This is a genomic window from Variovorax sp. EL159, from assembly GCF_900100965.1.
Taxonomy (GTDB): domain Bacteria; phylum Pseudomonadota; class Gammaproteobacteria; order Burkholderiales; family Burkholderiaceae_C; genus Variovorax.
Window position 1 is genome coordinate 44,055 of the sequence record NZ_FMUJ01000011.1, and the last position, 20,386, is coordinate 64,440.

Annotated in this window: 22 protein-coding genes; 9 read left to right on the forward strand and 13 right to left on the reverse strand. The window is 67.8% G+C overall.

Annotated features, from left to right (window positions below; translation table 11 throughout):
• Nucleotides 1-267 precede the first annotated feature (267 nt).
• The 5 genes from BLQ28_RS31055 to BLQ28_RS31075 all read right to left on the reverse strand — a co-directional run bounded on the left by BLQ28_RS31055 (nucleotide 268) and on the right by BLQ28_RS31075 (nucleotide 4,773).
• The gene (locus BLQ28_RS31055) at nucleotides 268-1,041 is read right to left on the reverse strand and encodes an esterase/lipase family protein (RefSeq protein WP_093247194.1); all 774 of its coding nucleotides are present in this window, start codon (nucleotides 1,039-1,041) and stop codon (nucleotides 268-270) included.
• A gap of 86 nt (nucleotides 1,042-1,127) precedes the next feature.
• Nucleotides 1,128-1,763: a TetR/AcrR family transcriptional regulator gene (locus tag BLQ28_RS31060; RefSeq protein WP_093247195.1), complete on the reverse strand. Its 636-nt coding sequence runs from the start codon at nucleotides 1,761-1,763 to the stop codon at nucleotides 1,128-1,130.
• 27 nt (nucleotides 1,764-1,790) lie between these two features.
• Nucleotides 1,791-2,300, reverse strand: a complete 510-nt coding sequence (locus BLQ28_RS31065; RefSeq protein ID WP_093247196.1) for a phasin family protein — start codon at nucleotides 2,298-2,300, stop codon at nucleotides 1,791-1,793.
• Nucleotides 2,301-2,354: 54 nt separating this feature from the next.
• Entirely contained in the window at nucleotides 2,355-2,909 is a 555-nt protein-coding gene (locus BLQ28_RS31070) for a hypothetical protein (protein WP_093247301.1), read from the reverse strand.
• A gap of 142 nt (nucleotides 2,910-3,051) precedes the next feature.
• On the reverse strand, nucleotides 3,052-4,773 hold the full coding sequence (locus tag BLQ28_RS31075; RefSeq protein ID WP_093247197.1) for a WS/DGAT/MGAT family O-acyltransferase: 1,722 nt from the start codon (nucleotides 4,771-4,773) through the stop codon (nucleotides 3,052-3,054).
• A 250-nt stretch (nucleotides 4,774-5,023) separates the two neighbouring features.
• On the opposite strand from BLQ28_RS31075, the gene BLQ28_RS31080 reads away from it, so the two are divergent.
• Nucleotides 5,024-7,096 carry a prolyl oligopeptidase family serine peptidase gene (locus BLQ28_RS31080; RefSeq protein WP_093247198.1) on the forward strand — a complete coding sequence of 691 codons (2,073 nt, stop codon included), beginning with the start codon at nucleotides 5,024-5,026 and terminating at the stop codon, nucleotides 7,094-7,096.
• Between the two features lie 35 nt (nucleotides 7,097-7,131).
• Here the strand turns inward: BLQ28_RS31080 and BLQ28_RS31085 are convergent, their stop codons facing one another.
• Nucleotides 7,132-7,539, reverse strand: coding sequence for a hypothetical protein (locus tag BLQ28_RS31085; RefSeq protein ID WP_093247199.1), 408 nt, complete (start codon nucleotides 7,537-7,539; stop codon nucleotides 7,132-7,134).
• A gap of 199 nt (nucleotides 7,540-7,738) precedes the next feature.
• Between BLQ28_RS31085 and BLQ28_RS31090 the strand changes: the two genes are divergently transcribed.
• Genes BLQ28_RS31090 through rocF form a run of 4 tightly spaced genes read left to right on the forward strand, consistent with a single transcriptional unit; the run spans nucleotide 7,739 to nucleotide 11,702 of the window.
• Nucleotides 7,739-8,413, forward strand: a complete 675-nt coding sequence (locus BLQ28_RS31090; protein WP_093247200.1) for a response regulator transcription factor — start codon at nucleotides 7,739-7,741, stop codon at nucleotides 8,411-8,413.
• On the forward strand, nucleotides 8,410-9,786 hold the full coding sequence (locus BLQ28_RS31095) for a sensor histidine kinase (RefSeq protein ID WP_093247201.1): 1,377 nt from the start codon (nucleotides 8,410-8,412) through the stop codon (nucleotides 9,784-9,786). Before BLQ28_RS31090 ends, BLQ28_RS31095 begins: the two co-directional genes overlap by 4 nt.
• A gap of 10 nt (nucleotides 9,787-9,796) precedes the next feature.
• The gene (locus tag BLQ28_RS31100) at nucleotides 9,797-10,780 is read left to right on the forward strand and encodes an ornithine lipid hydroxylase OlsE (RefSeq protein WP_093247202.1); all 984 of its coding nucleotides are present in this window, start codon (nucleotides 9,797-9,799) and stop codon (nucleotides 10,778-10,780) included.
• Between the two features lie 10 nt (nucleotides 10,781-10,790).
• Complete coding sequence (gene rocF / locus BLQ28_RS31105) at nucleotides 10,791-11,702, forward strand: arginase (protein ID WP_093247203.1); 912 nt, start codon at nucleotides 10,791-10,793, stop codon at nucleotides 11,700-11,702.
• 4 nt (nucleotides 11,703-11,706) lie between these two features.
• Here the strand turns inward: rocF and BLQ28_RS31110 are convergent, their stop codons facing one another.
• The 6 genes from BLQ28_RS31110 to BLQ28_RS31135 form a co-directional block, all read right to left on the reverse strand.
• Nucleotides 11,707-12,750 carry an FUSC family protein gene (locus BLQ28_RS31110; protein WP_093247204.1) on the reverse strand — a complete coding sequence of 348 codons (1,044 nt, stop codon included), beginning with the start codon at nucleotides 12,748-12,750 and terminating at the stop codon, nucleotides 11,707-11,709.
• On the reverse strand, nucleotides 12,747-13,220 hold the full coding sequence (locus tag BLQ28_RS31115; RefSeq protein ID WP_093247205.1) for a MarR family winged helix-turn-helix transcriptional regulator: 474 nt from the start codon (nucleotides 13,218-13,220) through the stop codon (nucleotides 12,747-12,749). Before BLQ28_RS31115 ends, BLQ28_RS31110 begins: the two co-directional genes overlap by 4 nt.
• 43 nt (nucleotides 13,221-13,263) lie before the next feature.
• Nucleotides 13,264-13,929 carry a DUF2242 domain-containing protein gene (locus BLQ28_RS31120; RefSeq protein ID WP_371126723.1) on the reverse strand — a complete coding sequence of 222 codons (666 nt, stop codon included), beginning with the start codon at nucleotides 13,927-13,929 and terminating at the stop codon, nucleotides 13,264-13,266.
• 105 nt (nucleotides 13,930-14,034) lie between these two features.
• On the reverse strand, nucleotides 14,035-14,688 hold the full coding sequence (locus tag BLQ28_RS31125; protein WP_093247207.1) for a nucleoside/nucleotide kinase family protein: 654 nt from the start codon (nucleotides 14,686-14,688) through the stop codon (nucleotides 14,035-14,037).
• A gap of 153 nt (nucleotides 14,689-14,841) precedes the next feature.
• Nucleotides 14,842-15,363 (reverse strand): alpha-ketoglutarate-dependent dioxygenase AlkB family protein, encoded by a 522-nt coding sequence (locus BLQ28_RS31130; RefSeq protein ID WP_093247208.1) that lies wholly within the window; start codon nucleotides 15,361-15,363, stop codon nucleotides 14,842-14,844.
• 34 nt (nucleotides 15,364-15,397) lie between these two features.
• Nucleotides 15,398-16,672, reverse strand: coding sequence for a Glu/Leu/Phe/Val family dehydrogenase (locus BLQ28_RS31135; RefSeq protein ID WP_093247209.1), 1,275 nt, complete (start codon nucleotides 16,670-16,672; stop codon nucleotides 15,398-15,400).
• A gap of 277 nt (nucleotides 16,673-16,949) precedes the next feature.
• On the opposite strand from BLQ28_RS31135, the gene BLQ28_RS31140 reads away from it, so the two are divergent.
• The 3 genes from BLQ28_RS31140 to BLQ28_RS31150 all read left to right on the forward strand — a co-directional run bounded on the left by BLQ28_RS31140 (nucleotide 16,950) and on the right by BLQ28_RS31150 (nucleotide 18,488).
• A complete protein-coding gene (locus BLQ28_RS31140) occupies nucleotides 16,950-17,282 on the forward strand; it encodes a DUF4148 domain-containing protein (protein WP_093247210.1) in 333 nt (110 codons plus the stop codon).
• 143 nt (nucleotides 17,283-17,425) lie between these two features.
• Entirely contained in the window at nucleotides 17,426-17,881 is a 456-nt protein-coding gene (locus BLQ28_RS31145; RefSeq protein ID WP_093247211.1) for a hypothetical protein, read from the forward strand.
• Nucleotides 17,882-18,020: 139 nt separating this feature from the next.
• Entirely contained in the window at nucleotides 18,021-18,488 is a 468-nt protein-coding gene (locus tag BLQ28_RS31150; RefSeq protein WP_093247212.1) for an Lrp/AsnC ligand binding domain-containing protein, read from the forward strand.
• Between the two features lie 37 nt (nucleotides 18,489-18,525).
• On the opposite strand, the gene BLQ28_RS31155 is transcribed toward BLQ28_RS31150, so the two are convergent.
• On the reverse strand, nucleotides 18,526-19,227 hold the full coding sequence (locus tag BLQ28_RS31155; RefSeq protein ID WP_093247213.1) for a YggS family pyridoxal phosphate-dependent enzyme: 702 nt from the start codon (nucleotides 19,225-19,227) through the stop codon (nucleotides 18,526-18,528).
• Between the two features lie 51 nt (nucleotides 19,228-19,278).
• On the opposite strand from BLQ28_RS31155, the gene BLQ28_RS31160 reads away from it, so the two are divergent.
• On the forward strand, nucleotides 19,279-20,322 hold the full coding sequence (locus BLQ28_RS31160) for a type IV pilus twitching motility protein PilT (RefSeq protein WP_093247214.1): 1,044 nt from the start codon (nucleotides 19,279-19,281) through the stop codon (nucleotides 20,320-20,322).
• The last annotated feature ends 64 nt before the right edge of the window (nucleotides 20,323-20,386 follow it).

Here is a 20,386-nt window from a genome sequence, read left to right on the forward strand (position 1 = left end):
TCCCGAGACCATGTTCCAACGCAAGGAAAATTTGGACACAGGTGTCTGTCTCTCGGCAATCCTGTTTTCAATGCGCTCGCCAGAGCAAAAACGATCTAACGTGGCTCGCTTCCGTGGGGAGCACTGCTGTTTCGGGCGTGCACAAGCAGCGCTACTTGTGCGGATGACACCGGGTGGTTCCCGCAGCGAAATAAAGGAGGAGGCCGCAGGCCGGGGGACATTCGCGGAGGGAACCATCCGGTGTCATCCGCACGCGCCCCGGAAAACTCAGCCCTCGCGATCCGGGTCCGGATAGACCAGCGGCCCCAGCAACCCGCGATTGAAGGGCTTCCACTGCCCTTCGGGCTGTGCCAGCCGATCAGCCACCGCATACAGCACGGCAGGATGCCCACCCAGCCCCAGGTGGCTGGCCAGCACTTCGATGTTCTCCGACTGCGGCCCGGTCTTCTCGATGCTGCAGCGCCAGGCGACGACGCCATCGGTGCGGCTGAAGATCGACGTGGTCGGCACCGGCGGCGTGGGCTGCACGAACTTCATGCGGCGCGGGTCGTGCGAGCTCTGGCCGCTCACGCCTTCGTACACGCGCCAGGCGTTGGTGGCGCGCGGGCTGCCCGAGAACGGGCTGCCCAGCGTGATGACGTTGCGGATCATCGGCGCATAGGACGACGCCAGCAGCCGCGCATAGACACCGCCCAGGCTCCAGCCGATCACGCTGACCTTCTGGCCGCTCTGCTCGTACAGGGTCTTCAGCAGCTCGACCATGCCGTCCTCGACGCCCTCGCGCGGGCCGAAGTTGCGGCCCTGGCCCCAGCCGTGCGCGTCGTAGCCACGGCTGCTCAGGTAGCGGCGCAGCAGCAGGGTCGATCCATCGCCGGCCACCAGGCCGGGCAGCACGAGCACGGGGTGTCCGTCGCCGCGCGGCGTGAGCTGCAGCAGCGGCCACATGGCGATGCCGGCGCCGGTTTCCCAGAGGGCGCGGGCCTCGGCCAGCAGGAGCAGGCGCGAGGGCGGTGCGATGTGGTCGTGGGTGGCGGTGGTCATGATGGATGTTTCCTTTTTGGTTTTTATCTTCTTCAAGACGAACTTGAGGCTGCTGGAGCCAATGCCCCGTCGGACAACAGCGACATTTATCCGAGGTATTTGCCCCTCAGGTAATCAAGGTAAGCCCTCGATTCGCTCGAAACATACGGAGAAACCAGCGTGAGTGTGTAGAAAGCCGCCAATCCGGGGTCGGCCTGCGCCAGCGCATCGCGCCCCGGCACGAGCCGCTCGAACGACAGCCAGCAGGTGGTGGTGAAGACCATCTGCAACGCCAGGATGCGGGCCTGCTCGGCGCTGGTCTCGATCACGCCCGAGGCCACCAGCCCTTCGCACAGCGCCTGGGCCGCGAGCAGGTTCTGCGCGGTGAGCGCCTGCGCGCGCTGCCCGAGCGCCGGGTATTCGCTGGCCAGGAAGGCCATGTCGCGGTAGATGAATCGGTATTCGTCGATGGCCTCGAAGCGCAGGTGCAGCGCGAGCCAGAGGTCGTCGATGGCGGCGATGGAGGCCGACGAGCCGTTGAGCGCTTCCATGCGCTGCTCGAAGCGCCGGAACAGCCATTCGACGATGAGCTGCTTGGCCTTGAAGTGGTAGTGCAGGTTGCCCGGGCTCATGCCGAGCTCGGCTGCGATCTTGTGGGTCGACACGGCGGCGAGGCCTTCCGCATTGAACAGCGCAAGGCTGGTCTGCAGGATGCGATCGCGCGTGGTGTTGGAACTGGCCACAACCGGCGGGCTTGTGCTGCGGGCGGTTCAGCGCTTGCCGCTGTTGCTGCTGCGGCTGCTGCCGCGCGGGCCGGCGGCGGGCTTCTCCAGCTTTGCGAGGCGTTCGCGCAGTTGCGCGACCTCGTCGCGCAGCGCCTGCACCTCCTGCACGCTGGGCATGCCCAAGCGCTGCATGGCGGTGGCGACGCGCTGGTCGAACACGTCCTCGAACTTGCGGATGCCGAAGCTGTCGAGGCTGGGAAAGCCCCGCGTGAGCGCGGCCTTGGCGCCGGCGCCGAGGGTGGCGTCGACCTTGCCGTGCCCGATGCCGAGCAGGCCTTCGATCACGTTGGCCTGGCGCTTGGCGACGTCGTTGCGCACGTTGTCCAGTGCCTTGAGGCCGGCACGCAGCAGGCCTTCGGCCTTGCCGGGCGCATCGGCTTTTTTGGCAGCAGGTGCCGCCTTGCGGGGCGCCGCTTTCTTCTTCGCGGCAGGTGTCTTCCTGGCAGGCGCCGCCTTCTTCTTCAACTTTGCAGTTTCGTCAGGAAGGGTCGCCATGCAGTGCTCCAGATACCGGAAAAAAGGAAAAGGGCGCCATCAGGCGCCCCGGGGTCAGGCTGCCTTGCGGGCAGCAGCGCGGCGAACCGGCTTCTTGGCCACGGCGGCCTTGGCCTTGACGGTGCGCACCGGCTTGGCTTCTTCGGTGCCGCTCACGCGGGCTTCGATCTGCTTGGTGCCGGCGACGATGCGGTCGGCGATCTGCACCGAGACGGTGGCGATCGGCTGGTGGATGGCGCTCAGGGTGTTGATGACCGAGGTGGCCACCGGCGATTCGACGCGGGCCACGCGGCCAGCCACGGTTTCGATGCCGCTGGTGGTGCCGGCGGCAACGCGGTCCATCACGTTCACGATGCGGCTGGTGTCGATGTCCAGGCGGTTGGCCAGGAAACCGTTGATCTTTTCCTGCGCGCCGATCAGGTTGGCCTTGACCTGCTCGCTCACCAGCGGAATCTGGCGGTTGCCCAGGAAGTTGCTGTAGCGCGAAGCGGCGCCGCCGAGCAGGCGATGCACGCCGGTGCGGTAGGCGCCGACGAGGGTCTTGCCAGCGTCGTTGTACTGACCGACGACGTGGATGGCTGCGGAAGCGATGGTGGTTTGCGTGGACATGGTGATTTCCTTGAAGTTGATGGGCTCGTTCGCGGTGAATCGCGATGGGCCCATCTTCTTCCGCGGGGCCTAGGCCTGGAAAACTAGAACGGTTGGAAATCTAGTCCAACTGCCCCAATTTTTGCCAGGCCGGGCCAGCCGATCATGCCGCAGCAGCCCTGGGCGCCCCGGCGCGCTTGGCCGGTGCGGCGGCCTTGCGGGCCACGGGCTTGGGCGCGGCCTTTTTCGCCACGGTCTTGATGGCTGTCTTGGCAGCCGTCTTTGCGGGCGCCTTCCGGGCCACGGCCTTGACCGGCGCGGCGGCCTTGCGGCTGGCGCTCACGGGAGCCTTCTTGCGCGCGGCGGGCTTCTTTGCAGCGGGCGCGGCCTTGGCGGCTGGCGCGGGTTCGTCGGCGGGCGCCGGGGCTGCCGCCTTCGCAGGCGCGGCAGTGGCCCCCGCGGCGGCCGGATGCTTGTGCGTGAGGTCCATCAGCAGCTTGTGCTCGGCCAGCATGTAGTCGCCGATCTCGGTGATGTCGGGCACGGCGCGACGGCAGGCGATCAGGCCGTAGTCCATGCGGCCGTTGTAGCTCTGCACCGTCACGTTCAGGGCCGTGCCGTGGCTGGCGATCGACACCGGGTAGTAGCAGGTGACCAGCGCCCCCGCGAAGTACATCGGAAACGGCGCGCCCGCCACGTTGGAGATAGCCACGTTGGCCGCCGGCGGCAACAGGTTGACGATGCCCGAGCGTCCCACCATCGAAGCGATGCCCGACACCAGCCAGGGCGCGGCGAAGGTTGGGAAGTCGTCGAGGATGACGGCCTTGAAGCGGTTCATCGTCGACTTCGAGCTGGTCGACGAGGCGTTGATGGCCTTCAGCCGCTGGATCGGGTCGGTGATGTCGGTCGCCAGGCTCACGAGGATCATGCTGGCCTGGTTGTTGGCCGTCTGGTCGCCCGCTTCGCGCAGGCTCACCGGCACGCCGGCCACCAGCGGCTTGGCCGGCAGCTCGTTGTTGTCGGCCAGGTAGTGGCGCAGCGCGCCGGCCACGGTGGCCATGACCACGTCGTTGAGCGACACGCCGAAATGCTTGGCGATGTACTTGGTCTCGGCCAGCGAGATGGTGCGGCCGGCAAAGGTGCGCTGGTTGGTGATCGACACGTTGAGCGAGGTGCGCGGCGCGAAGAGGTTGAACTTCTTCGGCGCGGCGGCGGCGTCTTTCTCGGCCGCCTTCTCGTCGGGCCTGGCCAGGCCGCCGAGCGCGCGCGCAATGGCGGGCGCCATCTTGAAGAGCTTCACGTACTGCTGCGCGGTGTTGCGCAGCGCGGCGGTGGCAAGCTCGGCCATGCCCAGCTGGTAGCCGCTGGCACGCGGACGCGAACGCGGCGGCTTCACCACGCGGCCCGTGGGCTCCAGGTCGAAGATGGCCTTGCCGACTTCCACGCCGGCCTGCCCGTCGATGCCCGCGTGGTGCACCTTGGTGTAGAGCGCCACCTGCCCGCTCTTGAGGCCATCGATGATGAAGAACTCCCACATCGGCCGGCTGCGGTCGATGAGCGTGGAATGCAGCCGCGCCACGTATTGCTGCAACTGCCGGTTGGTTCCGGGCTTGGGCAGCGTGATGTGGCGCACGTGGTAGTCGAGGTCGATGTCGTCGTCCTCCACCCACACCGGGTTGGTCATATCGAAGGGCATCAGCGCGAGCTTGCGCGTGAACACGTCGGCCAGGTGGATGCGGCTGGCCATGAACTTCTTGGCGTCTTCGTAGAAGTCGCCCTTGTAGCCCTTGGGCAAGTCCAGCACGTTGAGCGAGCCCACGTGCATCGGCATCTCGGGGGTCTCCAGGTGCAGGAAGGTGGCATCAAGACCGCTCAGGTGTTTCATGTGTTGTGTCTCCTTGGTGGGGCATGCGCCGATTGGCAGGATACCGTGCACATCGCGTTTAGGGGCCTCGCCTTCTTCAGTGTTTCCACCGGGGGGAAGGCACCGGCGGGACAGGGGTTTGCCCCAAGTAATGCCAAAGTGCCCGTGGTGCGTTGGCACAAACAAAGGGTGCCAACAAACCGGTCTGCGGCATGGGCCCGAACAAAGGCTCACAGACCTTTCTTTCACGGGGGCTTCGTACACTGGCCCCATGACACAAAGCCTTTCTCCGCAGCAGCAGCAGCAACCACAGCCGCCAGACGACGCACACCTCTGGCTCGAAGACATCGACGGCGATGCGCAACTGGCCTGGGCACGGCAGGAGAACGCGAAGACCGTGCAGGCCCATGCGCAGTCGCCCGCGTTCAAGGCGCTCGAGCAGGGCATCCTCGAGGTGCTCGACTCCGACGAGCGCATTCCCATGGTCCGCAAGATCGGCCCGGGCTACTACAACTTCTGGCGCGACAAGACGCATCCGAAGGGCCTCTGGCGCCGCACCACGCTGGCCGAGTACCGCAAGCCGCAGCCCGCATGGGAGACCGTGCTCGACCTCGACGCGCTGGCCGCGGCCGACGGCGAGAACTGGGTGTGGCACGGCGCCGACTGCCTCGACCCCGACTACAAGCGCTGCCTGATCTCGCTGTCGCGCGGCGGTGCCGATGCCGACGTGGTGCGCGAGTTCGATCTTGATGCCAAGCAGTTCGTCGAAGGCGGCTTCACGCTGCCCGAGGCCAAGAACCACGTGGGCTGGAAAGACATCGACCACCTCTACGTGGCCACCGACTTCGGCCCCGGCTCGATGACCAGCTCCAGCTACCCGCGCATCGTGAAGGAATGGAAGCGCGGCACGCCGCTGGCCAGCGCCGTCACGGTGTACGAAGGCGCCCACGAAGACATGTCGGTCAGCGCCTACCGCGACAACACGCCCGGCTTCGAGCGCGACTTCGTGTCGCGCCAGATCGACTTCTATGAAAGCGAGACCTGGCTGCGCCACGCCGACGGGCAGCTCGTCAAGATCGACGTGCCCGACGACTCCAACATGGAGGTCACGCGCGAGTGGATGCTGATCGAGCCGCGCGAAGACTGGACCGTGGGCGGCACGACCTACGTCTCGGGCTCGCTGCTGGCCACGAAGTTCGACGACTTCATGGCGGGCAAGCGCGAGATCACCGTGCTGTTCGAGCCCGACGACACCACCGCGCTGGACGGCCATTCGTGGACGCGCCACCACCTGATCCTGAACGTGATGCACGACGTGGTGAACCGCCTCGAAGTGCTCACGCCACCCGCCGGCGGCACCGGCGCGTGGACGCGCGAAAGCCTGGGCGGCGCGCCGGCGCTCTCGACCATCGACGCCGGCGGCATCGACGAGGACGAGAACGACGACTACTTCCTGACGGTGAGCGGCTTCCTGCAGCCGACCACGCTCTACATCGGCACCATCGGCCAGGGCGAGCCCCAGGTGCTGAAGGACAGCCCCGCCTTCTTCGATGCCTCGCGCTACCGGGTGAGCCAGCATTTCACGGCCTCGAAAGACGGCACGCGCGTGCCCTACTTCGAGATCGCCGCCAAAGACCTAGTCGCCAACGGCAAGAACCCGACGCTGCAATACGCCTACGGCGGCTTCGAGATTTCGCTGCAGCCCAGCTACAGCGGCAGCATCGGCCGCGCATGGCTCGACCAGGGCGGCGTGTACGTCATCGCCAACATCCGCGGCGGCGGCGAATACGGCCCGCGCTGGCACCAGGCGGCACTGCAAGAGAACCGGCTGCGCACCTGCGAAGACTTCGCGGCCGTGTCCGAAGACCTGTTCGCGCGTCACATCACATCGCCCGCGCACCTGGGCGCGATGGGCGGCAGCAACGGCGGCCTGCTGATGGGCAACATGCTCACGCTGTACCCGCAGCTCTACGGCGCCATCGTGAGCGAGGTGGCGCTGCTCGACATGAAGCGCTACACGCACCTGTCGGCCGGCGCTTCATGGATCGCCGAGTACGGCGACCCGGACCAGCCCGAGGAGTGGGCCTGGATCAAGGCCTTCTCGCCCTACGAGAACGCGAAGCCGGGCCAGGCGTATCCGCCCGCCCTCTTCACCACCTCGACGCGCGACGACCGCGTGGGCCCGGTGCACGCGCGCAAGATGCACGCGAAGATGGTCGGGCTCGGCCACGACAGCAGCTTCTACGAGAACATGGAAGGCGGCCATAGCGCGGCGGCGGACAACAAGGAATCGGCCTTCATGGATGCGCTGGGCTACGCGTACCTGTGGCATCACATCCGGTAGCCCCTTAGAGCGGTCAAGCGACAAAGCGCCCTGGTCTACTTCATGAAGACCGGCTCGACGACCTGCCCGCTGCCGTAGCCGTCGTCGTCTTCGTAGCGCTGGTAGCGGCGCCGCTCCTGCCGGTCCAGCCGCTCGCGCAGTTCCCCGCAGGTCATGGGGCGGCCGGTGCTGTAGCGGCCGTCCTGGCAGGGGTCGACGGGCCGGCGCCCGGCGTCGTCGAAGCGATGGCGGCGCGCCCAGGCTTCGTCGCGGTCCAGCTGCCGAAGGACCTCGGCGCAATCCATGGGCCTGCCCTGGCTGTAGCGGCCATCGCGGCAAGGGTCGTAGGCGGGAGGCTCGCGGTCGAAGACCGACACCACCTCGGCCATCGCCGCGGAGGCGAACCACAACGCCGCCGCCAGGACAACGACCTCCAGAAGCTCGACCGTATAGAAGCTGCGCATGCTGTCTGTTCTCCGCGCCCGGCGGGCGTCGTTCGTTGGCAATGCGGCGGATCTTGTTCCACGAACATGGTGTGAACATGACGTCGGCATCCGGTCGGCAGGGGTCGGTGGACGCAATACTGATGCAATGCGGCCTGCCTAAAGTGCGGCACGCCGGGGCTCCGGCGACGCAGCTCTTTTGTTTGGAAGGACATGCACGGTGCGCATCCTGCTGGTGGAAGACGAACCCGAAATGGCGTCGGTGCTGCGCATTGCGCTGCACAAGCGCGGCATCCTCGTGGACCATGCCGACACGCTGGCCAGCGGCGCGCGCCATGTCGACTCCACGCCCTACAACGCGCTGGTGCTCGACCGCCGGCTGCCCGACGGCGACGGCCTGGCGCTGGTGTCGGAGCTGCGCGCCGCGGGCAACCCCGTGCCGGTGCTGATGCTCACGGCCCGCGATGCGCTGGACGACCGCGTGGCCGGGCTCGATGCGGGCGCCGACGACTACCTCGGCAAGCCCTTCGCGGTCGAGGAGCTGCTGGCCCGCATCCGCGCCCTGCTCCGAAGGCCGGCCGCCACGCAGGCTGACGCGCTGCAGATCGCGGCGTTGTCTTTCGACTTCACGCATTGCGAAGCCAGCGTCGCCGGCCAGCGGATGGAACTGCCGCGCCGCGAACTGCTGGCGCTCGAAGCGCTGGTGCGGCGCGCCGGCCGCACCGTGCTGCGCGCCGCACTGGAGCGCGCGGTGTTCGGCTTCGATGCGGAGATCCAGTCGAACGCCCTCGAAACGCACGTGTCGCGCCTGCGCAAGAAGCTCGCGGACAGCAACGCCGGCATCGAGATCTGCAGCATCCGCGGCGTCGGCTACCTGTTGCGGCCGCTGCCATGACGCCACCGGCACCGCCCACGCTCAAGCGCCGGCTGATCCGCCAGCTGGTGCTGCTGCAGGTGGCCATTCAATTGGTGGTGATCGGCGCGCTGGTGGCGTCGGGGCACCTGGTCAACTTCAGCTCGCCCGAGAACACCATCGAGATCCTGCAGGAGGCCGTGGCGCGCGATGCGGGCGGCACGCTTTCCATGCGGCCGACGCAGCGCCTGATCGCGCTGCGCAAGACCGTGCCGCATCTCTGGTTCTCGATCCGCGACCACCAGGGCCGCCAGGTGGTGGAAGGCCAGATACCGCCCGAGTTCGCGCGCATCGGCGACACGCTCGACGCGGTGCGCCAGGCACGGCTGGGCTGGAACGCGGGCGACCCGCCACGGCAGGCCGCGCGCATGCGCTGGGTCGACTCGGCGGCGGGCGACGTTCAGATCCTGACAGGGCCGGACAGCCCCGTCACCTGGCGCAACCTGGGCCTTGCGCTGTTGCTGCTGGTGGTCGAGCTGGTGTTGCCGATCATGGCGATCACCGTCACGGCAACGCTGCTGGCCACGCACTTCGTGGTGAAGCGGACCTTGACCGGGCTGAACGCGGCAGCGGCACGCGCGGGCCAGATCGACGCCGACCAGCGCGGCGTGCGCCTGCCGCTGTCCGATGTGCCGGGCGAGGTGGCCACGCTGGTGGGCGCCTTCAACGACGCGCTGCAGCGGCTCGACGACGGGCACGCGCGCCACGAGCGTTTTCTGGCCGATGCCGCGCACGAGCTGCGCACGCCGCTGGCCATCCTGAACACCCGGCTCGAGAACCTGCCGGACAGCGCCGAGAAGCACCGCCTGCTGGCCGATGCCGCGCGCCTGTCGGTGCTGGCGGGCCAACTGCTGGACCTGCAACGCATGAAGGGCCATGCCGGCCGGCTGCAGCGCATCGACCTGGTGGAGATGGCACGCGACGTGGTCGCCGAGATGGCGCCGCTGGCGCTGGCCGCGGGCTACGAGATTTCGCTTGAGGCACAGGCGGCATCCGTCGAGACGGAAGGCGACCGCGATGCGCTGGCGCGCGCGCTGACCAACCTCGTGCAGAACGCCATCGACCACGCCGGCGGCCATGGCAGCGTGGTGGTGCGGGTCGATGCCGCAGGCCATGTCGATGTGATCGACGATGGGCCGGGCATTCCGCAGGCGCAGCGCGCGGATGTCTTCAAGCCCTTCTACCGTGCGCACGCCACCGGGCCCGGTGCCGGGCTCGGGCTGAGCCTGGTGCGGGAGATCGTGCGCCAGCATGGCGGCGATGTCTCTCTGCACGACGGCCCTCAGGGCGGTGCGCTGTTCCGCATGCGCCTGCCGCTGGCCGGGGCGGGCCGCCCCACTTCCCTTCACCCCTGAGAACACCCGAATGAAAACACCGGCTGGCAACAACCGGCGGCCGCGGCTGCGCGCCGCGCTGTCATGGATGCTGTGGCCCGCCCTGTACGGGCTGGGCCTGCTCGGCGCGGGGATGGCCTTCGCAAGCCATGCGCCGCTGCTGTGGTTCAACCTCGTGTACCTGTCGCTGGCGCTGGTGATCGCGGTGTTCGAGCGCTGGATGCCGCACGAACCGCGCTGGCTGGCGGACGATGGCGAGACGCCCTGCAACCTGGCCCACACCCTGCTCACCAAGGGTTCGGCGCAGATCGCGGCGGCGCTGGCGGCGAGTTTTCCGATGGCCGTGGCGGCGGTCGCGCAGCCCGCACTGCGCGTGTCGCTCGGTGTGTGGCCCACGCACTGGCCGCTGGTGGCGCAGGTGGTGCTGGCGCTGGTGATCGCCGAGCTTGGCCTCTACGTGGCGCACCGGTCGGCACACGAGTTGCCGCTGCTGTGGCGCTTTCATGCGCTGCACCACAGCGTGCGGCGGCTGTGGGTGCTGAACACCGGGCGCTTTCACGTGATCGACAGCGCCTTCAAGGCCACGCTCGGCCAGATCCCGTTGTACCTGCTCGGTGCGCCATTCGCGGTGTTCGCGTGGGTCGGCGCGGTCACTGCCGTGACCGGCCTGCTGACCCACTGCAACATCGAGCTGCGCACCGGCTGGCTCGACCGCGTCTTCAGCACGCCCGCGCTGCATCGCTGGCACCACTCCCGGGTGCTGGCGGAAGGCAACCGCAACTACGGCGAGAACATCGTGCTGTGGGACCTGCTGTTCGGCACTTACCTGCGGCCCGAGCGCCGGCCGCCGGCGGACATCGGTATCGACGGCCATGTCGCAACGGGCTTCCTGGCGCAGCTGATGCAGCCGCTGACGGCCACGGGCGTGCGGCAGATCATGGGCATGCCGCCGGTTCATCGGCACAATCGGCCATCCCGTTCCCCGCAGGCGGGGGACTCCACCGGCAGCACCTGAGAGCCCGCCCATGAACACCACCCTCGAACTGATTGGCGCGCCGACCGACATCGGCGCCAGCGTGCGCGGCGCCGGCATGGGGCCCGACGCCCTGCGCGTGGCAGGCCTGCCGGAAGCGCTGGCCCGGCAGGGCTTCGAGATCATCGACCGCGGCAACCTCGCGGGCCCGGCCACGCCGTGGGCGCCACCGGCGAACGGGCTGCGCCACCTCGACGAAGTGATCGCCTGGAACCGCTCGGTCTACGCGGCGGTCGATGCCGCACTGGGCGCCGGCAACGTGCCGCTGATGATGGGCGGCGACCATTGCCTGGCCATCGGCTCCATCAGCGCGGTGGCGTGGCACGCACGCAAGCGCGGCAAGAAGCTGCGCGTGCTGTGGCTCGATGCGCACTCCGACGTCAACACCGAAACCACCAGCCCCAGCGGCAACCTGCACGGCATGCCGGTGTCGTGCCTGCTGGGCCACGGGCCCGCGGTGCTCACGGGCTGGAGCGGCGAGCGCGCGGCGCTGGAGCACGACGCCATCCGCTTCATCGGCATCCGCAGCGTGGACAGCGACGAGAAGGAAGCCATTCGCACGCTGGGCCTGAGCGTGTTCGACATGCGCCACATCGATGAGCACGGCATGCGCACCACCATGATCGAGGCGCTGCAGGACGTGGACGAAGACACGCACCTGCACGTGAGCTTCGACCTGGATTGCCTCGACCCCGGCATCGCGCCCGGCGTGGGCACCGGGGTGCGCGGCGGCCCGACCTACCGCGAGATGCAGCTGTGCATGGAGATGATTTCCGACACCGGGCGGCTCTGCTCGCTCGACGTGGTCGAGCTCAACCCGGCGCTGGATGTGCGCAACCAGACGGCCGAAGTGGCGGTCGAGCTGATCGAAAGCCTGTTCGGCAAATCGACGCTGGTGCGCTGAAGGCTCAGGCGGCGATGCAGCGCTGCATGCGCTGCAGGTCGTCGTGCAGGAGGCACAGGGGCGCGGCCAGCAGTGCGTTCGAGGCGGTGGCGCCCGCCCGTTGCAGATGGCCCTGGTGCCGCGTGGCCACGCGGTCGAGTACCGAGAGGTCTGCCGTGCCCTTGCCCTGCAAGGCATTCGCCATGCTGGCCACCGCGGCGCTCGCGGCCTCCGAGGCTTCGTGCCAGACCGGATCGGCGCCTGGGTCCGGCACGCGGCGGAACAGACGGTCCAGCACGACCGCATCCTGGAAGATCCGCGCCGCGAGCCGCGCCTTGTTGCGGTAGGCACGCGATTCGCCGGCCGTGGCAGCGCGTCGCCACCATCGCGCCTCCAGGTCCGCGCTGCCGGCCAGGATCGTCAGCCGCACCAGTGCCGCACGGATGGCGGCGTTGGCGCGCTCGGTCTCGGCTTCGGCGGGCCGGGCCGCACCGGCCAGCGCGGCGGTGCGCCGTGCAATGCCGTGCAGCAACGCCGCGCAACCTTCGTCGAAGCGCGGGCCCGCGTGGTACTCGGACGCCACGGTCGAGATCGCCAGCGCCACGCCGACGCCAATGCCGATCTGCACCATGCGCAGCAACGCCACCTGCAATGCCGAATGGCCTGGAATGCCGCCGGCCGACAGGATGATCAACGCCGCCACGGGCGCGCTGCGCAAGCCCGGCGCGGCGGCACTGGCGAAAGCCAGAAGAATGACGACGCCGAGCGTGGTCGGCAGCACCGACGCACCGTGGTGCTGCAGATAAACGCCCGCGATACCGCACAAGGCACCGATGGCGGTGCCGCGCACGCGGTCCCAGCCGGCGTCCAGCGTCGAGCCGGCGCTGGGGCGCATGACGATCAGCACGCTCATCACCGCCCAGAAGCTTTCGGGCAGATGCAGGGCCATGGACACCAGCCATGCGACAGCCACCGCGACGGCCAGCTGCACGCCGGGGCGCCATCGTCCATGGCGCCAGAAGCTGGTCATGCGTTGCAGCGCGGGTGCGGTGGTGCCGGTGGTGCTCATGAGGACGAAGCGGTGGGCGCCCGGCTACCGAGCGCGGCGGTAAGGCCGTCGAGCAGTTCGCAAGCCTGCAGCAGCAAGACGCGCTGGTCGGCGTCTAGCGTGGCGCCGATCGCATCGGCCAAGGCCGCCTCGCGCGAACGCATCAACGCCTTGAGCCGCCGCGTGCCATCGGCCGTGAGCGACAGCATCCATTGGCGCCCGTCGGTGGGATGCGGCGCGCGTTCGATCCAGCCCTCGGCCTCCAGCTCGGCCAGCAGTCGCGTCAGCGACTGGAGCTTGACCCGCTCATGCGCCGCCAGCGTGGTGGGCGAGCAAGGCCCACGCCGGTACAACTGGCCGAGCACGCTGAGCTTGGCAATGCTCGGGCCCTCGGGCGTGGCGCTGCCACTGCGCAACTGGCGCGCCAGTTCAGCGACCGAATTGCGAAGGCGCGAGGCGCATTGCGCCGGGTTGGGTGATGTTGAAGCCACGCCCAGATCATAAGACGTGTCTTGGTATCTGGCGACCGGATTTTCAGCCGCGGTTCGGCGACGAGTTCACGGGAAAGGTGGTGGCAGGTGCCGCGGCGGGCGCGGTGGCCGGCGATGACGCGGCCGGCGTTTCGGTTTCGACGGGCGCTTCGGCCTCGCCCTCCGGGCCTTCGAGGAACCGGTCGAGCAGCGCGAAGAAGCGGTCGTAGAAGCGCTCGTCGGTCAGGGTCTCGCTGGCCACCTTCACCATCGCGTCGTCGCTGCCCGAGAACGGCAGCGAGAGCGATCCGATCGCGCCGACGCCCAGGCTCGCCGAGTTGTTGACCTTCTTGATGCCGTAGCGGTCTTGCAGCGCGGTCGCGAAGGCCACGGTGCTTTGCTGCTTGCTGGCCTTGCCGCCTTCGCGCGCGCAGACCACGCGGAACTCGACCTCGACATGCACCTCGGCCGCCGGCTGGAAGCTCTTGCGCCCGGTCACGAGGTCGGCGTTGGCGGCCGTGATCATGTAGCCCTGGCTCAGCAACGCGCGGCGCGCGGCCTCGCAGGTCTGGGCTTCGGTCGCTTCGTAGTTGCGCGTGTGGGTGGTGGTGGAGCCGAACTCCTCCGGCTCGTAGTTCACGCGGCGCGAACTGCTGCCGCAACCGGCAAGCACGAGGGCGGACACCAGCCCCAGCAGGAGTGCCGGGGCGCGAAGGGAAGAAAAAGTCATGGGTTGCATGGTCGGCATGGAGCGGCGGCGAATGCTAACCGGCGCCTGTGCCGGCACAGGCTTCGAGCGCGGCCGGATGCCAGCGTTCCCTGCCGCCTGAAATTCTCAGGACCAGAGCAGCACGTGATGGGCCCGCGCCCGGGTCGCCGCGATCAGCCGCGCATTGGGCGCGTCGGTGCTGGCGACCCAGTCGCGCGCGGCCTCGGCGCTGCGGCCGAACTGCTGGTGGCGCTGCACCAGGCGCTGCTCGCGCACGGCGTCGTCGATGTCCACGTACCAGACCTCGTCGAGCATCGCCGCCGCGCCGGCCCACGGGCCGACGTCGTGCAGCAGGTAGTTGCCTTCGGTGATGACGAGCTGGGTCGACGGCAGCACGGCGATGGCGCCGGCAATCGGCTCCTCGATCTCGCGGCGGAATTCAGGGGCGTAGACGATGTCGCCGTCGGGGCGCTGCTCGCGCAGGCGCTGCAGCAGCGCCACGTAGCCGGCACTGTCGAAAGTGTCGGGAGCACCCTTGCGGTCGGCGCGGCCGAGCCGTTGCAGCTCGACGTTGGCCAGGTGGAAGCCGTCCATGGGCACGACCTGCGCGCGGTCGGCGCCCACTGCATGAAGCAATGCGAGCGCCAGCGTGGACTTGCCGGCGCCCGGCGCACCGACCAGCCCCAGCAGCTTGCGCTGCCCGCTGGCCATGAGGGCCTGCAGACGGGCAAGGCCGTCGGCAGGAACGGGAGGAAGCTTTTGCAAGGGGATGGAACTCATCCCTCGAGCGTAGCGTCCCCGCGCGTCAAAAAAACATCAGCCCGTCCGACTCCTCGCCGAGCCAGAAAGGCGACTGGAACATTGGCCAAAGGCATCGTCGATGAGGAATTCGCCGAGCATCGTCAACGCGTGCAACGGCCGGGGGCTTCGCCGCTATTTCCGGATCGCGCGGAACGTCAGGCTGATGCGTTCCCCCACGCCGTCAGCCTTGGGAATTGCGTGCAACCAGTCCTGCTGGACAGCGTCCGACATGTAGAGCAACGAACCATGGGGCAGCGGGTATTCGAAGCGCAGGCTGCTGTCGGTCTTGCTGCGATACGCAATGGACCGCGTGGCTCCGACCGACACGATGGCGACACCGGTGCCGGGCACCAGTGCCGCGATGTCGTCGGAGTGGAAACCCATCGACGATGCCCCGTCGGAATAGAGGTTCAGAAGGCAATTGTCCGGACGAAAACCAAGCTCGGCTTCGATCCTGACGCACAGGATTTCCAGCTCGGCCGGCATCGGCACTGCTTGGTAGGCAATCTGCGAATAGTCGTAGGGCACGCCGAAGCTGGCGGTCTTGCGTGCACGCATGCGCTCGTCCCACGTCACCGCGGCGCCGAGCCATTCGAGAAGGGCATCGGGCGACGCGACGAACGCGGGATCGAGGTGAATCGGCGGGCCACTCATGGGCCCGCAGGATACAAGGACCGGCGCCTTGCGATCAGGGGTACAGGCCGCGTTCCTGACGCGCCATCAGGATGCGCTCGCAAGCCACCGCATACGTCGCCGTGCGCAGCGTGATCTTGTGCTTGTCGGCCGTGTCCCAGATCTGGTTGAGCGCGTTCATCATGATGCGGTCCAGGCGCACGTTGATCTCGTCCTCGTCCCAGAAGAAGGACGAGAAGTCCTGCACCCATTCGAAGTAGCTCACCGTCACGCCGCCGGCATTGCAGATCACGTCGGGCACAACCAGCACGCCGCGCTCGGCGAGGATGTCGTCGGCCTGCGGCACCGTGGGGCCGTTGGCGCCTTCGAGCACCAGCTTGGCGGTGGTCTTCTGTGCGCGCTCGGCGGTGATCTGGCCTTCGAGGGCAGCCGGAATCAGGATGTCGCAGGCGACGTTCCAGAAGTCTTCGTTCGGCACGATATCGCCGCCGGACTTGAAGGCGACCACGCCTTCCTTGTTGGCCACCGGGATCAGCTGGGCCAGGTCGAGGCCGTTGGTGTTGACGATGGTGCCGGTGTGGTCTTGCACGGCGACGATCTTGGCGCCCGCCTCGGCGAACAGTTCGGCTGCGACCGAACCCACGTTGCCGAAGCCCTGCACGGCGATGCGCGCACCGCGCAGGTCCATGCCCAGGCGACGCGCGGCTTCACGGCCGGTGACGAACACGCCGCGGCCGGTGGCCTTGACGCGGCCCAGCGAGCCACCCAGGTGCAGCGGCTTGCCGGTGACGACGCCGGTGGCGGTGCCGCCGACGTTCATCGAGTAGGTGTCCATCATCCACGCCATGATCTGGCCGTTGGTGTTGACGTCGGGCGCGGGGATGTCGGTGTGCGGGCCGATGATGATGCCGATCTCGCTGGTGTAGCGACGGGTGATCTTTTCAAGCTCCTGCAGCGAGAGCTTCTTGGGGTCGACGCGGATGCCGCCCTTGGCGCCACCGTAAGGCAGGTTGACGGCCGCGGTCTTGATGGTCATCCAGGCCGACAGCGCCATCACTTCTTCGAGCGTGACGTCGGGGTGGAAGCGCACGCCGCCCTTGCCCGGGCCGCGGCTCATGTTGTGCTGCACGCGGTAGCCCTCGAAGTGGGCGATGGTGCCGTCGTCCATTTCGATGGGCACGTCGACGATCAGCGCGCGCTTGGGGCGCTTCAGGGTTTCGACCCAGCGGGCCAGCGGGCCGAGGTACGGCACGACACGGTCGACCTGGGAGAGGTACGTTCCCCACGGGCTGTTGGCGGTGGGGGAGACGAAGGAGAGTTTTTCACTCATGAGAGATCCCTTGGTTTGGAAAGGTGGCCGCAACGATAGACCTCTCGCGCCCGTCGCGCCATGGCTTATGCGCGTCGCGCTGACGGTTATGCAAGAGAGGTTGGACGGGCTGGGATGCGGCGGTGCAGCACACCTTCATGACGCCAGCATTGCGCCGATGTAATCGCGCCGTTCGGCTGTTGACGCCCTGGCTTCCTAGATTGGTCCGGCATGACGGCCCGAGCCGGCATGGCCGGCGCCATCGGGCGCGGGCAACCAACCCAAGGAGATCTTCGACATGCTGCAACGCAAACTTTTCGCATCGCTCGCCGCCGTGGCGGCTTCCGCTGCCGCGCTGGCACCCCTGGCCGCTTCGGCGGCCGGCGAGTACCACTTCGCCCCGACCGAGGCCGGCGTGACGCGCCACCCCGACCATCTGCGCCAGGAGCCGTCGCGCGACAAGGTGGTCGCCGAGCTGGAGACGGCACAGAAGCAACCCGCCTGGAACATCGTGAGCCGCGGCGCGCCCTGGCCCACGCCGCGCACCGGCCAGCCCGCCACGCGCGAGGCCGTGGAGGCGGAGACCCTCAAAGCCATGCGCGCGGGAACGATCCCGTCGGGCGAACGGTAGGCAAGGGCATGTCCGGCGGGCCCTGTTTTCCGGGCATGCGCCGGACATGCGCAGATGACGAAACTGTCATCAACGGGTTATCGATCGGGTGGATGCGTTTTTTAGAGTTGGTCTCACCAACCACCACTACCAAGGATCTAGAAATGAAGCAGCTGTCCACCACCCGCCTCCTGAGCACCGCCACCGTCGCAGCCCTGCTGGGCCTGATGGCGGCACCGAGCTTTGCAGGCAACTACGCCGAAGGCGATCCGCGTCCCGTGTCGATGAACTCGTCGACGACGCGCGCCGCCGTGGCATCCGACGCACAACAGTGGCTGAAGACCGCGCCCACGCAGGGCTACACCGACGGCATCTCGCAGCAAGCCGCTGTGGTGTCGGCCAACACCCGCGCCGCCGTGGCGGCCGACACGCGCCTGTGGATGCAGTCGGGCCTTGCAGCCAAGCAGAACACCGAATCGGGCACCGATGCATCGCAGCCGGGCTATCGCCAGGCCGCCGCCGAGTACGCGCGCCTGCGCGCCAGCCCGGCCTACGGCGCGCTGGTCGACCAGTTGAAGAACCAGCAGGCAGCGGCCGCCGCGCAAAACGCGGTTCGCTGAGTGCGCCACGCGAAGGAAATGCGCCGGCCAGCCGGCAAAGGGTAGGCCGACGGCATTTCCTTGGTTCTATCTCCTATGGCTTGAGCCCATAGGCCGCATCTTCTGCAATGAATCGATGTGCGAGCCGGATAATCCTCCGATGCTCGACCTGGACCGCATCGATCTCCGCCTGCTGAAGATTCTTCAGGAGGACGGCCGTATCACCAACCTGAAGCTGGCCGAAGCGGTGGCGCTTTCGCCCACCGCCGTGCTGGCGCGCGTGCAGCGGCTGACGCGCGACGGGTTCATCCATGGCTACGAGGCGCGGCTCGATCCGCACAAGCTGGGCCGTGGCTTCACCGTGTTCGTCGAGGTGCTGCTCGACCGCACCACGCCCAATGTGTTCGACCAGTTCAAGGCCGCGGTGCAGGTGCGCGACGAGATCATGGAATGCCACATGGTCGCCGGCGGCTTCGACTATCTGCTCAAGACCCGCATGGCCGACATGGCCGCCTACCGCGAGTTCGCGGGCACGGTGCTGTGGCAACTGCCCGGCGTGCGCGAGACGCGGACCTATGCGGTGATGGAAGAAGTGAAGAACAGCGCGCGCCTGCCGCTGGGCGTGTGAGCGCGGCCGCGCGCAAAACCCGAGCGGCCCAGGCAACCTAGGCAGGCTTGCGCGCCCTGCCGCCGAAGATCGCGGTGCCCACGCGCACCATCGTGCTGCCCGCGCTGATCGCGGCTTCGAGGTCGGCGCTCATGCCAAGAGAAAGCGTGTCGAGTTCGATGCCCGCGTCGCGGATCGACTGGTACACCGCATGCGCGCGCAGGCACAACGCGCGCTGTGCTTCAAAGTCGGGTGCCGGTTCGGGGATCGCCATGAGCCCGCGCAGCCTCAGCTGTGGCAAAGCAGCCACAGCGCGTGCAAGCGCCAACGCCTCATCGGGCGTCACGCCGGACTTGTTGGCACCGCCGTCCACATTAACCTGAAGGCATACATTGAGCGCCGGCAGATGCGCCGGCCGCTGCGCCGACAAACGCTCGGCAATCTTGAGCCGATCGATGCTGTGCACCCAATCGAAGTGCTCCGCGACGGGCCGCGTCTTGTTGCTTTGCAGAGGGCCGATGCAGTGCCACTCGAGGGTGGCGCGCAGATCGGCGAGGGCCTCGATCTTGTCGAGCCCTTCCTGCACATAGTTCTCGCCGAAGGCCGACTGGCCCGCCGCATGGGCTTCGCGCACCGCGTCCGGCCCGAAGGTCTTGGACACCGCCAGCAGCCGGACCCCGGCCGGGTCGCGGCCGGCGGTGTTGCACGCCTGCGCGATCCGGTTCTTTACTTGCTGGAGGTCGTCGCCAATCATCGTCATAATCGTCCAAAATCGTATCAAAACGTCACCAGATCCGAGCCGAGGAACCCCGTGGACATTACCCAATTGCTGGCGTTCAGCGTCAAGAACAAAGCCTCCGACCTGCATTTGTCGGCCGGCCTGCCCCCCATGATCCGCGTCAACGGCGACGTGCGCCGCATCAACGTCGATGCGCTCGACCACAAGGGCGTGCACGCGATGGTGTACGACATCATGAGCGACACGCATCGCAAGCACTACGAAGAGTTTTTGGAGGTCGACTTCTCGTTCGAGATCGACGGCCTCGCGCGCTTCCGCGTGAATGCCTTCAACCAGGCGCGCGGTGCGGCCGCGGTGTTCCGGACCATTCCTTCGAAGATCCTCACGCTCGAGCAGCTGAACGCGCCAAAGATTTTCGGCGAACTGGCGCTCAAGCCGCGCGGGCTGGTGCTGGTGACGGGCCCCACGGGCTCGGGCAAGTCGACCACGCTGGCGGCGATGGTCAACTACCTCAACGAAAACGAGTACGGCCACATCCTCACGGTGGAAGACCCGATCGAATTCGTGCACGAGTCGAAGAAGTGCCTGATCAACCAGCGCGAAGTGGGCCCGATGACGCTGTCGTTCTCGAACGCGCTGCGCTCCGCCCTGCGCGAAGACCCGGACGCCATTCTTGTGGGCGAGTTGCGCGACCTCGAAACCATTCGCCTGGCCATGACCGCGGCCGAAACGGGCCACCTGGTGTTCGGCACGCTGCACACCTCGTCGGCGGCCAAGACCATCGACCGGATCATCGACGTGTTCCCCGGTGAAGAAAAGGAAATGATCCGCGCGATGCTTTCCGAGTCGCTGCAGGCGGTGATCTCGCAGACGCTGTGCAAGACCAAGGACGGCCAGGGCCGCGTGGCGGCGCACGAGATCATGCTGGGCACACCGGCCATCCGCAACCTGATCCGCGAGGCCAAGGTGGCGCAGATGTACTCCACCATCCAGACCGGCCAGGGCTCGGGCATGCAGACGCTCGACCAGAACCTGACGGACCTGGTGCGCCGCAATACGATCTCTGCCGCCGAAGCACGCGGCAAAGCGAAGATCCCCGAGAATTTCCCCGGCTAGTCATGAAGCCCCCCGGTTTTTCACTTCGCTGCGCTTCGTGTAACTCCACCCCCCATGGGGGAGG

Coding starts and splice junctions, on each gene's coding strand:
- BLQ28_RS31080 (WP_093247198.1), top strand. CDS start 5,024: ATGACACAAAGCCTTTCTCCGCAGCAGCAGCAGCAACCACAGCCGCCA.
- BLQ28_RS31085 (WP_093247199.1), bottom strand. CDS start 7,539: ATGCGCAGCTTCTATACGGTCGAGCTTCTGGAGGTCGTTGTCCTGGCG.
- BLQ28_RS31155 (WP_093247213.1), bottom strand. CDS start 19,227: ATGACGATGATTGGCGACGACCTCCAGCAAGTAAAGAACCGGATCGCG.
- BLQ28_RS31150 (WP_093247212.1), top strand. CDS start 18,021: ATGCTCGACCTGGACCGCATCGATCTCCGCCTGCTGAAGATTCTTCAG.
- BLQ28_RS31110 (WP_093247204.1), bottom strand. CDS start 12,750: ATGAGCACCACCGGCACCACCGCACCCGCGCTGCAACGCATGACCAGC.
- rocF (WP_093247203.1), top strand. CDS start 10,791: ATGAACACCACCCTCGAACTGATTGGCGCGCCGACCGACATCGGCGCC.
- BLQ28_RS31075 (WP_093247197.1), bottom strand. CDS start 4,773: ATGAAACACCTGAGCGGTCTTGATGCCACCTTCCTGCACCTGGAGACC.
- BLQ28_RS31125 (WP_093247207.1), bottom strand. CDS start 14,688: ATGAGTTCCATCCCCTTGCAAAAGCTTCCTCCCGTTCCTGCCGACGGC.
- BLQ28_RS31100 (WP_093247202.1), top strand. CDS start 9,797: ATGAAAACACCGGCTGGCAACAACCGGCGGCCGCGGCTGCGCGCCGCG.
- BLQ28_RS31055 (WP_093247194.1), bottom strand. CDS start 1,041: ATGACCACCGCCACCCACGACCACATCGCACCGCCCTCGCGCCTGCTC.
- BLQ28_RS31135 (WP_093247209.1), bottom strand. CDS start 16,672: ATGAGTGAAAAACTCTCCTTCGTCTCCCCCACCGCCAACAGCCCGTGG.
- BLQ28_RS31120 (WP_371126723.1), bottom strand. CDS start 13,929: ATGACTTTTTCTTCCCTTCGCGCCCCGGCACTCCTGCTGGGGCTGGTG.
- BLQ28_RS31145 (WP_093247211.1), top strand. CDS start 17,426: ATGAAGCAGCTGTCCACCACCCGCCTCCTGAGCACCGCCACCGTCGCA.
- BLQ28_RS31095 (WP_093247201.1), top strand. CDS start 8,410: ATGACGCCACCGGCACCGCCCACGCTCAAGCGCCGGCTGATCCGCCAG.
- BLQ28_RS31140 (WP_093247210.1), top strand. CDS start 16,950: ATGCTGCAACGCAAACTTTTCGCATCGCTCGCCGCCGTGGCGGCTTCC.
- BLQ28_RS31065 (WP_093247196.1), bottom strand. CDS start 2,300: ATGGCGACCCTTCCTGACGAAACTGCAAAGTTGAAGAAGAAGGCGGCG.
- BLQ28_RS31070 (WP_093247301.1), bottom strand. CDS start 2,909: ATGTCCACGCAAACCACCATCGCTTCCGCAGCCATCCACGTCGTCGGT.
- BLQ28_RS31130 (WP_093247208.1), bottom strand. CDS start 15,363: ATGAGTGGCCCGCCGATTCACCTCGATCCCGCGTTCGTCGCGTCGCCC.